Below are 15681 nucleotides of genomic sequence, written 5' to 3' on the forward strand. Positions count from 1 at the left end.
TGTACCTCTCTTCTATTTATTAAGTAATTTACGATAATAATTAAACGTATCTATTGTGGTTGGATCTACCATATCAGGATTGCTATTAAGATAGTTAACAGAATCCTCAAGAATCATATATACACATAAATCTAAATCGCTATAGGCTACAGAACGAATAATATCTAACCTTGGCTGCTTGTCACGGCCTGGTTCAATATAATCTGCTACAAATATGATTTTATCTAATAAACTCATATTTGGACATCCAGTAGTATGAACTTCAATCGCATGAGCGATTTGCTTGTCCTTTACGTCATACTTTTCCTTGGCGTAATAGGCTCCAACTTTGCCGTGAAGTAAGTGAGGATATTTATACTCTATATCAGTTATAGGAATATTGTTTTTCTCACATACGCTGATACGTTTTTCATCTGAGATGCATTTTGCGCAGTCGTGAAGCATACCAGCAACCATAGCGTTTATGGCTGGATAATTCCACTTTATTGCTAAGCTATATGCTGTTTGAGCTACTCCTATGGTATGAACATATCTACTTACTTTTAACTCCTTTTTCATTTCATCATCAAGACGCATGACGTCTTCCATGGTGTATGAATCAGGGGCATAAAGATTATGCTCAAGAATGTAGTTATAAACTGCTTCAGGCATCTGATTTTTAATATCTAGATTTATTCTGATTTTGTTTCTTATTGATGAGGATGCAATATCGTTTGCAATATAATCAATTAAGAAAAAATCACCATCAAAGATATTTTTGCATTCATGGATAGATTGCTCTATTTTATCCATATCATCCCCAGCTCTAGGCGCTGCAAGCACATTGCAATACTGAGAAATGATTTCAGGCTTAACCCAATTTTTGAAATTGATAAGGCTGTCGCTACCCATAATGAAGAATAATTCATCATCAGGGTGCTCTTGATGTAATTCTGTAAATGTAATATAAGAATAACTTTTTCCAGCTCTATATATTTCTCTGTCGTCTATTTCTAGCCCGTCGATGCCTTCGATTGCAAGGCGCACCATATCGTATCTGCATAAATCAGCAACTGTCTCACTAGTATCCTTGTGAGGCGGTGTGCCCGAAATAAGGAAATAGACAATATCTAAGTCAAACTGCCTTTTAGCAGCCTGCGCAATTTCTATATGAGTGTTATGAATCGGATTAAATGTACCACCATAAATGCCAATTCTCATGATGTCTCCTTTACTGTGGAAGCTTAATAACAGGCTTTTTAGCAGCTCTGTAAAGCACGATCTTGCGACCGATAACACGAACAACTTCTGCACGTGTACGCTCAGCTAATACTTGAGCGATTTCCTTAGGATCATCAAAACAATTCTTTAATACATTTATCTTTATAAGCTCTCTAGCCTCTAAAGCTTCATCAACAGCATTTGTATATTCTGGTGTAAGTGAAGCCTTGCCGATTTGTAAAATAGGGCTCATATCGGCTGCTAAAGATGATAAATAAGCTCTCTGTTTATTTGTCATTTCTATACCTCTTTATTTGTAGTAATCAAATACTAGACCATACATACGAACCGTATCGCCTTCCTGAATACCCTTTTCCTCAAGCTCCTTCAAGATGCCTTGCTCTTTGAGGAAGTTCTGGAAGAATAAGAATCCCTTCTCAGACTCAAGGTTAGTGTATCCAAGCATTTTTTCAATACGTGGTCCTTCAACAACGTAATCGCCTTCATCGTTAATTTCTACTGTGTAAGGCTCATCATTGAATGCTCTGATTGTAGGATCAAACTCCTGCTCATAAACGATTGGAGCATCATCACATGTATCAAGAAGTCTTACGACCTCGTATAAAAGTTCTTTAATGCCCTGACCGCTAACTGCAGAAATAGCAAATACTTTGATACCCTTAGGCTCAAATTCTGCTTTTAATTCTTCAAGAACCTGATTAGATTCCTCTCCGATTACATCCATTTTGTTGGCTGCGATAACCTGTGGCTTTTTAAGAAGCGCTGAATCATATGCTTCAAGCTCAGCAGAGATAGTTTTAATATCCTCAACAGGATTACGACCTTCTACAGAAGCGCCATCAACCATATGAATGATAACCTTTGTTCGTTCGATGTGGCGAAGGAATTCATGACCTAATCCTATTCCTTCAGATGCACCTTCGATAAGGCCTGGAATATCAGCAATAACGAAACCATTTATATCATCAACATCAACAACACCAAGATTTGGGCTAAGTGTTGTAAAATGATAATTTCCAATTTTAGGGTCTGCATTTGTTACACGTGATAAAAATGTTGATTTACCAACGTTTGGATAACCTACAAGACCTACATCAGCTATAACCTTGAGCTCAAGGATAACCTCTAATTCAATTGCATCTACACCTGGCTTTGCATACTTAGGTGCCTGCATTGTAGAAGTTGCAAAATGCTGATTTCCAAGTCCGCCTTTACCACCAGGAAGAACGATTTGACGCTTGTTATCGCCAGACATATCTGCAATAACCTTTCCTGATTCGGCATCTTTGATAACTGTTCCTTCTGGAACCTTTAGGATTAAATCCTCTCCATTTTTGCCATGACAATTGTCTTTGCCACCCTCCTGACCTGGAGCTGCAGCAAATTTTCTACGATGTCTATAATCTGTAAGTGTGTTAAGGCCTGGATCTACTTCGAAAATTACATCTCCACCTTTACCACCGTCGCCACCATTTGGACCACCGTTTGGTACATATTTTTCGCGACGGAAACTAACGTGACCATCGCCACCCTTACCTGATTTTATAATAATCTTTGCTCTATCAGCAAATGCCATAAAAATCTCCTTATACTGAAATGAAAAACGACCCGACTTTACGTAACACGTATAGTCGGGTCAAATAATTACTGCTCTACAGGATAGACAGAAGCCTGCTTCTTGTCTCTTCCCTTTCTCTCGAAACGAAGTACTCCATCAACTAAAGCAAAAAGTGTATCGTCTCCACCGAGACCTACATTATTGCCTGGAAGAATCTTTGTACCGCGCTGTCTATAAAGAATGTTGCCAGCCTTAACGAACTGACCATCTGCTCTTTTAGCACCTAATCTCTTAGACTCAGAATCTCTACCGTTCTTTGTAGAGCCTACACCCTTTTTATGAGCGAAGAACTGAAGGTTCATCTGTAGCATGTCTTACACCTCCTTAATTTCTAGTGAAATATACTCATCACCGTATTGTTTTTGAATCTCGCCCAAACCAAGCAACATAGAGTCAATCAAAAGTTGAGCTCTATCAGATAGCTTTTCTGAAAAAGACATAACTAAATGTCCTCCATCCTCAGCTGCCTCAACACTAAAAGCATCATCAGTAAAACGCTCAATGCTGTTAAATGTGTTAATAGCTAGTACTGAAACTGCAGCACAAACGATGTTTTGCCCTGCTTCTTCGGAACCGGCATGGCCGTCCAAAGAAATCTGTTTAATATCTGCTGCTTGCTTGGAAATAATCACGGAAACCATAATTAACCGTTAATCTTTTCAATCTTAACCTGTGTGAAAGCCTGTCTGTGGCCATTCTTCTTGTGGTAACCTGTTTTTCTCTTGTACTTGTAAACGATTACCTTCTTACCTCTGCCTTCTTTAACAACAGAAGCCTCTACTGTTGCGCCCTTAACTGTAGGGTCACCAACCTTGAGATCCTTGTCGCTAACAGCAAGAACCTGATCAAAAGTAACCTTCTCACCAGCTTCAACGCCAAGCTTTTCAATGGTAATGATATCGCCTTCAGAAACTTTGTACTGCTTACCACCTGTTGCAATAATTGCGTACATGGTTGCTCCTCCTTTTTATCATTACTCGCCAGTTTCGGTGGTGCTTCGTTATGAAACACACTTCAAAAACCACACTGAGCGGCATACTCAAGTATAATAGCACAGCAATTGGCTATCGTCAATAATTTAATTAAAGATTACTCTACTGTATGTACATCTCCAAGATGTTTCTTAAGATATTGATCTAAAGATGAAAGATTATGGCCATTACTTTCTCTTATTTTTCTAGCTTCATCTTCGAGACAATGCCTACAAGCTCTGTGCAAATCATCTTGCTCCGTAGTTTCAAACCATTTATCGAATTGCTCTTCTAGGTCAGTGTCTGCTTTAAATCTAAACTTGCTCAATTGCAAAGTAAGCTGTGAAATTGCACGCTGTTTAACAGCATTTTTAGCATCGTCAGTTAAGTTTATCTCAGGAAAATCTTTGTTATATTTTACAATCTCCTGGTCTGCAATCTGTTCAGCCTTTTTCTCTACTACAGGAATTATTTCGTTTAGTTCCATAATAGATGCCTATCCTATGATAAGGATTATTCCTTTCTGAATCAATGTTTTGCACCAAATCATATGAATTATATCATCATATTATGTTTAATCTGTTATAGAACCAGATTTGTAATTATTCCTAATTTCAAAAGTAATTTATTGTTGAAAAAGCTGAGGCTAACGTTATTTACATTGTATGCAATTAAAATTATAATAAAATATGTAATTTATACAACAGTGGAGTATAAAAGATGCCTATTAAAAAGCTTAATGAATGGATAAAAAAAGCGCCAGCTCATAGTGAAGATTCGAGCAGTATGATATCTCTTGTTAGATATCTTCTTTTGGCGTGGATACCTTATAATTGTGCTATTCTGATTTATACCATTATAAGAGGCTACTTTTTATATTCAGCAGTTTTAGCGATAGCTGTTGTGATATATGCTATCGCATTAAATCTTTCCTATAAAATTAGAGTTCGCGCATGCGCTTTCATAGTTATTCTTACAACAATAGCATCTACTTATGTTCTTACATATGGATTTGGATGGCGATGTTCTTTTCAAAATATGATATATATTGCTTTCCTTGTTCTCTGGTATGATGCTATGAGTTCATTAAAAGTAAAAATAAGTCTGAGCTTGATAATAACAGCTATATTTCTTTCATTATCAACTTTAACTCCGTTTGGCGGAACAATCTTAAATCCTGAATCATTAGAATTTAAGATTTTAGTAGGCGCGAACATTATAGAATTTTCAATTTGCCTTTCATTGACAGCATACTTCTACTGCACCTTATATGTAGATGTTGAAAGAACGCTTCGTATTAATAATAAGCAGCTTAAGTTGATGTCTGAAACAGATACACTGACAGGTCTTATGAATCGACGGTTCGCACAGAATGAATTGAAAGATATTGAAAAAGCAAAAGACATTTCATTTATATCTATAGCTATTGGCGATATAGATTTCTTTAAAAACATTAATGATACCTATGGTCATGATTGCGGCGATTATGTTCTTTCGGAGCTGGCTGAGCTTTTCAAGTCTTCCATGACTCTTCCAAATTTTGTGGCACGTTGGGGCGGAGAAGAATTTTTATTTGTGTTTGTAAATAAAAATGGGGATGAAGCTCTCTTGCTATTGGAAGATTTAAGAAATAAGGTTAGAAATTTTGATTTTAAATATAAAGATAAAAGCTTTAATGTGACAATGACCTTTGGCTTGGAAGAATATTCAAGAACCATCGGAACGGTATCAACCATTGAAGCGGCTGATAAAAAATTATACTTCGGAAAACAAGCAGGAAGAAATAGAGTCGTTTTTTAGGCTCTATTTCTTTTTATATTGTAAAGGTTGAAAAGATTTTGCTACGGGTAATTTCAAGAAGACCAAGATTTGAAAAACCATGGATTGTAATCCGAGAAATATCGTCAGTGGTTAAACTATTGGCTACTTCAATCAATTTCTCCTCTTCTGCTTTTGATACTTTAAGTAAGTCTATTAGGATTATTCCTGATATAGAACGTAATCTGATTTCACTGAAAGCTGCTTCCAGTGCCTCTACATTAACCTCAAATGGTTTTTGTTTTCCGTAGTTTTTGCCGGAATTGACATCGATTACAGTCAAAGCTTCTGTTGGTTCAATTACGATGTTCCCACCAGATTTCAAATGACAGATTCTAGAACAAATATTATCTAATAGTTTAGTTAATCCATAGAGATTCCATAATGATAAGGAATCATCGATGTAATATCTAAATGATGGATTAGCTTCATGGATGTCCGGCATATCAGTGATAACTTCTGTATCAGAATCACAATAGTTACCTAAATAGTATTTTATGAATGTAGGATTCTCAGTATAGTCTTCCTGCTTTATGAAGTTACAAGAATATGGCTTAATTCCTTTTCTATCCTGATAAATTTGAACGTAGAATTGATCTTCCTGGCAAACTTTTTTCTTGTCGGAATGCCTTGTGACATAAGAATCTGGAATAAGCTTTTTATTCTCGATATATCCTTTTGTGTTTGAATCAAGCTTTAGGATACAACCGTCTACATCGTTAAGCACTTTTTCTACTGTAGCAAGGTATACCTCGCCGATTTTGGTGACATCCAGATTGATTAAATCTACTGGCTTATCATTTTCATCAAAAGAAACAAGGAGCCGAAGCTCCTTATCTAAATATATTCCTGTTGTAATTACAACTTTTTTAATGTTCATCTCCTATTTCTCCTAGAGAAACAAAGCTGTCTGGTTCTCCTGTGTACATATCTACACGCTGAATATCTAAGGAAAGCTCATCAAATTCAGGCAAACCTAAATACTCGTGAAATGCTTTAACGACAAGCTCAGGCTTGATATTATCTGTACTACCACTTGAAAGAAGCAAGTCGTATACAGGAACGTTATTCTTTACTTCAAGGTTGAAGCGATAAATTAATGGCTTTAAATCAAGCTCTCGTTCACCTTTTTTTGTTTTCTTTACAATGTTTATAGAAGCAGCTTCATCAAAAAACTTTTCTTTTAAATCGATGATGTTATCAATATAGCAAGCATCATCCTTAGGATTTTTATAGGTAACAATATAGCTTGCTGCAGTCACAGCACTCATGCATTTTTCAGCATTATCTGGAAGATATTTAAAGCCTGTAATTGCCAAGCCTTCTACCATATTTTGATTAAGGCTTTCAAGGCCTTCTTTGGAAGATACTTCTTGTTTTAAATCGATATCCATATATTCGCCTGTAGATGTAAGTCCTACACCAAGAGGTGCTGCAAAGGACATTATCTGATGAGGATTGAAACCTTCTGAATATCTTATTGGGAGATTTGCTCTTTTTACAGCCTTCTGGAAAAATCTCATTAAATCCAAATGGCCAACATATCTCATTATTCCTGTTTTTTCAAATTTAACTCTAACGCGCATTGTGACATACCCCCGAACCTATAGATTTTGCGCCACATCCACTGCAGCCCATCTTACAATTTGGAGTAACCTTGCCAGCCATGGCGTTATTCCACTCTCTTTTTAAGAATTCTTTTGTTACATGGCAATCGATGAAATCCCATGGGAAGATTTCGTCTAAATCACGCTGTCTGTATGCATAAAAATCAATTGAAATATTGTTTTTCACAAATGCAGCAAGCCACTTATCAAAATCGAAGTACTCGCCCCACGCATCAAAGAAACAGCCGCTATTGTATGCATCTAATATTGCTGGGCAAAGACGTCTATCACCACGGGCAAATACACCCTCAAGTACAGTAACATCAGAATGATGCCAATTGTATTTAAGTGACTTTTGATTAAGCTGTGCCTTCATCTCGTCATTTACAACCTTTGCGCGACGGAGATATTCTCCTGCTTCATACATTGGAGCCCACTGGAATGGTGTAAATGGCTTTGGAACAAAGAAAGATGTAGATATAGTAATCTGGCATCTGCCCTGACGCTGTTCCTTTGGAACTGTATCATAGTATGCAGCAGCAACTTCATTTGCAAGCTGAGGAATGGCTTTCATGTCCTCGTCTGTTTCACCAGGCAAACCAAGCATGAAGTAGAATTTGACCTTGTTCCATCCGCCCTTAAATGCAAGTGTAGCACCGCCGATAATGTCTTCTACTGTAAGTCCCTTATTAATGACATTACGCATTCTTTGAGAGCCTGCCTCTGGAGCAAATGTGATGCTTGATTTACGAACATCCTGAACCTTGCTCATTACATCCAAAGAAAATGCATCAATACGCAAGGATGGTAATGATACATTTACACCCTCTGACAAGCAATCATCAATAAGGAAATCCATTAACTCACCAAGTGCATGGTAATCACTAGATGAAAGGGAGCTAAGGCTGATTTCTTCGTGTCCAGTAGATGCTAATAATTCTTTGGCCTGTGCCTTCAAAACATCAACTGATTTTTCACGATTTGGACGATAAATCATTCCTGCCTGACAGAAACGACATCCACGAATACATCCGCGCTGAATCTCAAGAACTACTCTATCCTGAATTGCACGTACAAATGGAATAAGCATCTTTGTAGGATAGCTAGATGAATCCATATCTTTAACAACCTGTCTTTCGACAGTTGCAGGAACATCTTCATAGATAGGCTTGAAATCTGCTATTGTTCCATCTTCCTTGTATGATACTTCATAAAGTGATGGTACATAGATGCCTGGAATATGACTGGCTTCTCTGAGGAAAGACTTTCTATCAAAGCCCTTTTTCTTGTGTTCTTTGTATAGTTCGAGAAGTGTTGGATAGCTAGTTTCGCCTTCGCCAACGTATACCAAATCAACAAAATCAGCGATTGGCTCTGGGTTTGTGGCACAAGGACCACCAACAATAACGATAGGATCGTCATTTTCTCTTTCACTGTTAAGTAATGCAACTCCGGCTAAATCAAGAATCTGCAAAATGTTTGTATAACACATTTCGTACTGAAGTGTCATACCGATAAAATCGAAGCCCTTGATAGGGTCCTGAGATTCTAACGCAAAAAGAGGTATATTACGCTCCTTCATCAGATTATGCAAATCTGGCCATGGCGAATATACCCTTTCACAATATGTATCCTGACGCTTGTTGAGCATATCGTAAAGGATGGCAATTCCTAAATGAGACATGCCAACTTCATAGACATCAGGAAAGCACATGGCAAATCTGATGTCTACGTCAGCAGGATTTTTGATTACGCTATTAAATTCATTGCCGATATAACGTGCAGGCTTATCAATCTGCATCAGAATATCGTCTGGTAATGCTAATTTCTTCATAAATAAATTATCTTTGAGCTAACTCCGATGTGATGTCTTCCCATGTTACACCTTTTTCAGCCATGAGAACCATCATATGATAAAGGAAATCAGATATTTCGTATTTAGTCTCCTCAGGGTCAGGATTCTTAGCTGCAATAACGATTTCTGTAGCTTCCTCTCCCACCTTTTTAAGGATTTTATCAAGTCCCTTATCGAATAAATAATTTGTGTATGAGCCTTCCTTTGGATTCTTTTTTCTATCCATAATGACGGCATAAACATCTTCGAAAACCTTAAGTGGATTTCGCTCAACATACTCCTTTTTAACTATTTCGTTGAAGAAGCAGCTTGGTGCGCCAGTATGACATGCTACTCCAACTTGAGAAACTTTCGCCAAAATAGTATCAAAATCACAATCAGCAGTCAATGACTTGACGTACTGTGTATGGCCACTTGTTTCTCCTTTAACCCAAAGAGCTTTTCTTGAACGAGAATAATATGTCATCTTGCCAGTACGTATAGTAGAGTTCAATGATTCTTCGTTCATGTAGGCAAGCATGAGAACTTCGCCTGTCTGAAAATCCTGAACTACAACTGGTACAAGGCCATCTGAGTTTGGCTTTAAATCTGACCAGCTAAGCTTTGGCTCAAAGTTGTCCATTTTAATGCCAGAATCTGAAAGTTCACTCTTTAACTGCATGATATCTGTATCGGTATCATTTATAAATGCACCAGAGATGCCTCTGATTTGATCTGATTTAAGTAATTTCTCAACATATGCAAAATCATTGTTATCAACCTGAACAATGTATGGAATGCTTGTGATATTTTCAAGGCCCTCCAAAAGAGTGGTGTTCATGATTAAAAGCTCGTGAACATTATCCTGAAGGAAATCCTTTGTTTTGAAAAGGAAATCTACAGTTGAAAGTGAAACAAGCATTTTGTTAGCACCAAATCTTGCGGATGCTTCTTTTATTAAGTCGATTGTCTCAGGCTTTGAACCATTTAAAATGACTTCGATACAGCCAGCATACAAAAGCTTTTTAACGTCCTCAAGACGCTTAATATTTCCACCGCCTGCTGTCTTAACCTGAACGTTTCGATTGATCTCTCTGATTGCTAAAATGTTTTTCTCGTGCTCTTCATCTGTAGATGATAAATCGTAGCAAATGATTTTATCGATTCCGCTATCATCATAAACAGATGCAAGCTCTAATACGTCCTTTTTATTTTCAAGCTCTGTTGGACTTTTAACTGCCATTCCATCTTTGATGTAGATGGTGGCAACTATATTTTTGTGCTCCATTGTAAATACCGCTCCTTTAATACTAGATTGAACCCTTTGTTGTCATCGTATCTGCAATTCTAGGATCAATAGTGGTTGCCTGGTCTAAGGCTTTTGCAAAAGCTTTAAAAATCGCTTCACACATATGATGAGAATTGCCTGGTGTTAAAACTTTGATGTGAAGGTTCATAGCTGCAGAATATGAAATCGCATAGAAAAATTCTTTTACCATTTCTGTGTCCATATATCCTATTTTTTCTGTAGGAAAATCTGCTTCAAAGGATAAATATGGGCGATTGCATAAATCTACTGCAACAAGAACTAAAGTCTCATCCATAGGAAGAATGCAACTACCGTATCGCTTCATGCTCTTTTTGCTGCCGCATGCTTTTTTGATAGCATTGCCTAAAACTATACCTGTATCTTCGATGGTATGATGGCAATCTACCTGCAAATCCCCTCTGATTTCTGCAGTCATATCAAATAAGCCATGTCTTGTAAATGCATCAAGCATATGATCAAAAAATCCAATGCCTGAATTTACCTGACAGTTACCTGAACCATCTATTTTAAAATCGATGGTAATGTCTGTTTCTTTTGTTTTTCTAGCAACACGTGCTCTACGTTCTTCCGACATAACACCGCCCCAAATAATTATTTTTACAACCTTTTTTATTATACCTAAATATTACAAAATATTAAAGTAACTATATTACTCAAAACGCACTTTAATTGAGTTGGCATGAGCTGTGAGTTGCTCGTTGTTTGCAAACTTAACAATGTCAGGATAAACCTTTTCTAATGCTTCCTTTGAGTATGAAATAATGCTTGATTTCTTGATGAAATCGTCTACTGATAGAGGTGAGAAAAATCTCGCTGTACCATTTGTTGGAAGCACATGATTAGGTCCTGCAAAGTAATCACCTAATGGCTCAGATGAATACTGACCAAGGAAAATTGCTCCCGCATTTTTTATATAAGTCATATCTTCAAATGGATTTGCGGTTACGATTTCTAAGTGCTCTGATGCAATAGCATTTACGCATTCTATGGCGTCTTTTTTGTTCTCTGCAATCAATAGAAATCCGAAGTTATCCAAAGACTTTTGAATGATATCTTTTCTAGATAGTATTTTTACAAAACGCTCTATCTCGCTCTCAACCTTATCTGCTAGTTCGGCTGATGTAGTTACTAAAATTGCAGATGCCAATTCATCATGCTCAGCCTGTGAAAGAAGGTCTGCAGCTACATAGGTTGGATTAGCTGTTTCATCTGCAAGTACCAATATCTCAGAAGGACCAGCAATAGAATCGATTGAAACATATCCAAATACAGCCTTCTTAGCAAGAGCCACAAATATATTGCCAGGGCCAACAATCTTATCTACTTTTGCAATAGATTCAGTTCCGAAAGCAAGAGCTGCTATAGCCTGTGCACCACCACACTTGTAAATTACATCAACTCCGGCTTCATTAGCGGCTACTAGTGTACTTGGGTTGACTTTTCCTTCTTTGTTACAAGGTGTTGTCATGTAGATTTCAGGTACTCCAGCAACCTTTGCTGGCATAACATTCATTAGAACCGATGATGGATATACAGCCTTTCCTCCAGGTACGTAAACTCCAACTCTTGCAAGAGGAGATACTTTCTGGCCAAGGATAATTCCTTCCTCAGATGTAAACCAGCTGTTCTGCTTTTGTTTTGCGTGATAGCTTTCGATGTTTACAAGGGCTTTTCTTATTACCTCAACAAGCTCTTCTGGAACAAGACTGTAAGCCTCTTCAATTTCTTCTTTTGTAACAACAATATTAGTAGCGTTAATATCTGCTCCGTCGAACTGCTTCGTATATGCGAATACCGCTTCGTCTCCCTTTTCACGAACCGTATTTACGATATCATTAACAGTGCTTTCATACTCAGTGTATTGACTAGGACTACGCTTAAGTAGTGATTCTAGTATGTTGTTAATTGTGTCTTTAGTGAGCTTAAGCTTTCTCATTTTCTAATGCTCCCTTCAGCTTTTCAATAAGGTCAGTAATTCTTTCGTTTTCCATTTTCATCGATACCTGGTTTACTACCATTCTGGCTGATAATGGACAAACCTCTTCCAGAACCACAAGACCATTTTCCCTAAGTGTTGATCCAGTTTCTACAATATCTACAATCACCTCAGATAGACCAACAATAGGTGCTAGTTCGATAGAACCGTTTAGCTTTATTATTTCTACTGTCTGATTTTTGATATTATAAAAATAGTCTTTTGCGATTCTAGGATATTTACTTGCTACACGAATAAGCTCATGATGCTTTAACAGCTCTGCTGCTTCTGCTGGTCCACAGACGCACATGCGACATTTTCCAAAGCCAAGATCCAATACCTCGTAAATATTTCTATTTTCCTCCAGAATTGTATCTTCTCCAACAACGCCAATATCTGCAGCACCATACTCTACATATGTAGGCACATCAGGGCCTTTGGCTAGGAAAAATTTAAGCTTTAAGTCTTCATTAACAAAGATAAGCTTCCTTGTATCAGGATCTTTCATTTCTTCACAAGTAATACCAATAGTTTCAAAGAGCTCTAAGGTCTTTTTTGCTAAACGTCCTTTTCCAAGGGCAAATGTTAAATATCTATCTTCACTCATGACTGTCTCCTAAGTGCTAACATTAATTGATCAACTGTAATTGCAAAACCAATGGCTGGAGCTTCCTTTCCAAAGTGGCTTAGGAGGGAATCATATCTACCTCCTTTTACCAAAGGCTCTCCAACGCCATAGGAATATCCTGTAAATATGATGCCTGTATAGTATTTGTATTCAGAAATCATTCCAAGCTCAAATGAGATGTAATCCATCACCTTATTTTTGTTTAAAAGCTCGTAAAGCTTTGTAAGGTATTCCAAGGCATCATATACTTTTTTATATTTCTTTGCCTTCTCCAAATAAGGAGCCCATTCTTTAGGTGAATTCATGATTTTGCCTGTAATATCAAACAAATCTATTAAACCCTTGCTTACTTCTGCTTGCTGCAATAGCTCCTTTGCTCCAAAGAAATTCTTGTTTGAGATAAGATTGATAAGCTTTTCTTCCTGGTCGTCAGAAAGGTTTGCTGCTTCAATTAATCCTCTAACAACATCGATATGGCCCACACCAATTTCGAATTCTTTTAAGCCTAGCTTCTTTAACGCATTTACGGTAATTGTAAGAATCTCTGCATCAGCATCTACAGAGCTATCTCCGATAAATTCGCAACCAGCTTGAGTGCTTTCTTTCAATCGACCCTGCAGACTATGATAATTAATAAAAACATTTCCTTCATAGGAAAGCTTCACTGCCTCATCTGTATCCGAAAAATACATTGCAGCAGCTCTAGCTACTGAAGGTGTAATGTCAGGTCTGAGAACAAGTGTATTGCCGTCTCTGTCAAAGAATTTGAACATCTCGTTAGATTTGCAGCTTCCTACTTCTTTTGAAAAAGTGTCAAAATATTCAAATGTAGGTGTAGATATTGGAGAATATCCAGCCTCCTTAAAACACTTTCTAAGATTATAAAGTGCATCCAATCGCTGCTCATATTCACTGTTATAAATGTCTCGAACTCCTTCTGGAGTGTGTAATGTAAGATTTTTCATTTCGCACCTCTTGTACAAAATTATACTTTAGTCTGCTAATGTAATAAAGTGATTATACAATATAATTGCCCCATAGTCAAATAGACCATGAGGCAACGTTTTTTACTATACTAGCTATTTAACAAACGGCTTATTTCATCTACCATTTCATTGATAGTCTTAGCTTGAGCTGCGACTTCTTCAGTATTTTTGGCATTGCTTTCTGCCATAGATCTGATAGCAACAAATTGCTCATTTTCATCTCTGATGCTTTCTGCAATATTCTGGTTAATGTCAACGGTTTGCCTTATAATATCTGCCTGTCTTTGAATAGCGGTATTCATTTCATTGACTGCATCTACAGATTCACGAAGCATGACGCTCATATCTCTAATATCGCCAAATACTTTCTTGAACTGTTCATTCTGTTCGTTTAGCTTAGTTGCATTGTTTTCTACTTGAGTTGTAATTTCTTTAACATTCATTTGAACTCTATCAATTACAGCGCCTACATCGTTTAGTGAATTAGAGGTGCTTTCAGCAAGTTTACCAACTTCTGTTGCTACTACAGCAAATCCTTTGCCTGCTTCACCTGCTCTAGCTGCTTCAATTGATGCATTTAATGCAAGAAGGCTTATTGAAGATGAAATTCCTTGAATTAATTCTAAGGTAGTTCCTATTTCTTCCACTGCTTTTGATAATCTTTCCGCCACATCAGTTGTAGTAGCCATAGATTCAGAAACTTCGGTGTTAATTCCTTGCAAATCATTAAGAGATCTTTCGTTTTCATTAGATTTGATAAGGAGATTATCTGAAGTTGTTTCTACCTTTCCTACATTTTCTTCCACGATGTTCTCACAATCGCTAAGCTCTGAAAGGTTATTCATGCTTTCATCTGCTTTAACACTCAGCTGATTACTACTTTCAACAAGATCATCACTAGTAGCTGATAATTCTTCTGCTGAAGCGCTTTCATCGGATGCAATATCAAGTAGCGCCGACCCTGCAGTAACCATTTTTTCAGAAATGCTTTTTACTGCATCCATTACGCCTACAACTCTTCTATTATTTTCTTCTAATTCGTCTTTTTTTGCAGTTACAAGGAAGTGAGAAACAAAGAATATGAACAGTGTAATACCTGCCAATGAAATGGTTAATCCTACAATACACATTATAATATCAGTTACAAAAAGTTCGTCCTTAGCAGGCAATAATGCGCTTCCTCTTACAATCCAACCGCTTATAAGAGAAACTATACAAATGACACCTGTTATTAGTAACTGTTTAATATCCAAGAAAAATCCTATGAGTGTTAAAAAGAAAGCTAAAAATCCCCAGAAATTACGGGTAGGACACATGTATACAATGTAAGTCCATTGAATGATTAGAACTACTGAGCAGAAAATCTTACCTAATTGTAATTTTCCATCAAGAAGATATCCTTCGTCATCAAAGGATGTTTTTAAAATAAACATTCCAGCCAAAAGGAAGCCTACATCCATTAAAGCAAAGCAGATCACGGCGAGCCATGGCATTGTCTGGTAGAAACCTAAAAGTTTTTCTACTATGAACATACAAGTAGCAAACATACATGCACCTGTTAAAGCTATAATACCCCACTTAAATACAGTTGACAGGTATACTTCAAAAGCAGTTTTTTTCGCACCCATTGAATATAACCTCCTCAATATATTTATCAAGAAAGATTATATCAATGGATTATGACGAAGTTGTT

General features: G+C 37.1%; 17 protein-coding genes. 1 reads left to right on the top strand and 16 read right to left on the bottom strand.

Annotated features, from left to right (window positions below; all coding sequences use genetic code 11):
- Positions 1 to 12: 12 nt before the first annotated feature.
- The 7 genes from nadD to T375_RS02590 form a co-directional block, all read right to left on the bottom strand.
- A complete protein-coding gene (gene nadD, locus T375_RS13400; protein WP_081821938.1) occupies positions 13 to 1200 on the bottom strand; it encodes a nicotinate-nucleotide adenylyltransferase in 1188 nt (395 codons plus the stop codon).
- Positions 1201 to 1210: 10 nt separating this feature from the next.
- Positions 1211 to 1498, bottom strand: a complete 288-nt coding sequence (gene yhbY / locus T375_RS02565; RefSeq protein ID WP_033154118.1) for a ribosome assembly RNA-binding protein YhbY — start codon at positions 1496 to 1498, stop codon at positions 1211 to 1213.
- A 12-nt stretch (positions 1499 to 1510) separates the two neighbouring features.
- On the bottom strand, positions 1511 to 2797 hold the full coding sequence (gene obgE / locus T375_RS02570) for a GTPase ObgE (protein WP_033154119.1): 1287 nt from the start codon (positions 2795 to 2797) through the stop codon (positions 1511 to 1513).
- A 68-nt stretch (positions 2798 to 2865) separates the two neighbouring features.
- On the bottom strand, positions 2866 to 3150 hold the full coding sequence (gene rpmA, locus T375_RS02575) for a 50S ribosomal protein L27 (RefSeq protein ID WP_015549701.1): 285 nt from the start codon (positions 3148 to 3150) through the stop codon (positions 2866 to 2868).
- Between the two features lie 3 nt (positions 3151 to 3153).
- Positions 3154 to 3480 carry a ribosomal-processing cysteine protease Prp gene (locus T375_RS02580; protein ID WP_033154120.1) on the bottom strand — a complete coding sequence of 109 codons (327 nt, stop codon included), beginning with the start codon at positions 3478 to 3480 and terminating at the stop codon, positions 3154 to 3156.
- A 2-nt stretch (positions 3481 to 3482) separates the two neighbouring features.
- A complete protein-coding gene (rplU, locus tag T375_RS02585) occupies positions 3483 to 3791 on the bottom strand; it encodes a 50S ribosomal protein L21 (RefSeq protein WP_028236391.1) in 309 nt (102 codons plus the stop codon).
- A 137-nt stretch (positions 3792 to 3928) separates the two neighbouring features.
- On the bottom strand, positions 3929 to 4297 hold the full coding sequence (locus T375_RS02590) for a hypothetical protein (protein ID WP_044934483.1): 369 nt from the start codon (positions 4295 to 4297) through the stop codon (positions 3929 to 3931).
- A gap of 233 nt (positions 4298 to 4530) precedes the next feature.
- On the opposite strand from T375_RS02590, the gene T375_RS13075 reads away from it, so the two are divergent.
- Positions 4531 to 5610: a GGDEF domain-containing protein gene (locus T375_RS13075; protein WP_049960254.1), complete on the top strand. Its 1080-nt coding sequence runs from the start codon at positions 4531 to 4533 to the stop codon at positions 5608 to 5610.
- 13 nt (positions 5611 to 5623) lie between these two features.
- Here T375_RS13075 and T375_RS13080 read toward each other — a convergent pair whose 3' ends face one another.
- The 9 genes from T375_RS13080 to T375_RS02640 form a co-directional block, all read right to left on the bottom strand.
- Positions 5624 to 6508 (bottom strand): ribonuclease E/G, encoded by an 885-nt coding sequence (locus T375_RS13080; RefSeq protein WP_049960255.1) that lies wholly within the window; start codon positions 6506 to 6508, stop codon positions 5624 to 5626.
- Positions 6498 to 7214: a TIGR03936 family radical SAM-associated protein gene (locus T375_RS02605; RefSeq protein ID WP_044934486.1), complete on the bottom strand. Its 717-nt coding sequence runs from the start codon at positions 7212 to 7214 to the stop codon at positions 6498 to 6500. The genes T375_RS13080 and T375_RS02605 overlap by 11 nt, the downstream gene beginning before the upstream one ends.
- The gene (locus T375_RS02610) at positions 7204 to 9069 is read right to left on the bottom strand and encodes a TIGR03960 family B12-binding radical SAM protein (protein ID WP_044934489.1); all 1866 of its coding nucleotides are present in this window, start codon (positions 9067 to 9069) and stop codon (positions 7204 to 7206) included. The genes T375_RS02605 and T375_RS02610 overlap by 11 nt, the downstream gene beginning before the upstream one ends.
- Before the next feature lie 7 nt (positions 9070 to 9076).
- A complete protein-coding gene (gene hisIE / locus T375_RS02615; protein WP_049960256.1) occupies positions 9077 to 10357 on the bottom strand; it encodes a bifunctional phosphoribosyl-AMP cyclohydrolase/phosphoribosyl-ATP diphosphatase HisIE in 1281 nt (426 codons plus the stop codon).
- A gap of 22 nt (positions 10358 to 10379) precedes the next feature.
- Positions 10380 to 10973, bottom strand: a complete 594-nt coding sequence (gene hisB / locus T375_RS02620; protein ID WP_044934491.1) for an imidazoleglycerol-phosphate dehydratase HisB — start codon at positions 10971 to 10973, stop codon at positions 10380 to 10382.
- 75 nt (positions 10974 to 11048) lie between these two features.
- Positions 11049 to 12335: a histidinol dehydrogenase gene (gene hisD / locus T375_RS02625; RefSeq protein WP_044934494.1), complete on the bottom strand. Its 1287-nt coding sequence runs from the start codon at positions 12333 to 12335 to the stop codon at positions 11049 to 11051.
- On the bottom strand, positions 12322 to 12981 hold the full coding sequence (gene hisG, locus T375_RS02630; protein ID WP_033154127.1) for an ATP phosphoribosyltransferase: 660 nt from the start codon (positions 12979 to 12981) through the stop codon (positions 12322 to 12324). Before hisG ends, hisD begins: the two co-directional genes overlap by 14 nt.
- On the bottom strand, positions 12978 to 13967 hold the full coding sequence (hisZ, locus tag T375_RS02635; RefSeq protein WP_044934496.1) for an ATP phosphoribosyltransferase regulatory subunit: 990 nt from the start codon (positions 13965 to 13967) through the stop codon (positions 12978 to 12980). Before hisZ ends, hisG begins: the two co-directional genes overlap by 4 nt.
- A 110-nt stretch (positions 13968 to 14077) precedes the next feature.
- On the bottom strand, positions 14078 to 15616 hold the full coding sequence (locus T375_RS02640; RefSeq protein ID WP_044934498.1) for a methyl-accepting chemotaxis protein: 1539 nt from the start codon (positions 15614 to 15616) through the stop codon (positions 14078 to 14080).
- Between the last annotated feature and the right edge of the window lie 65 nt (positions 15617 to 15681).

The sequence above is a fragment of the Pseudobutyrivibrio sp. LB2011 genome, from assembly GCF_000701765.1.
In the GTDB taxonomy this organism is placed as follows: domain Bacteria; phylum Bacillota; class Clostridia; order Lachnospirales; family Lachnospiraceae; genus Pseudobutyrivibrio; species Pseudobutyrivibrio ruminis.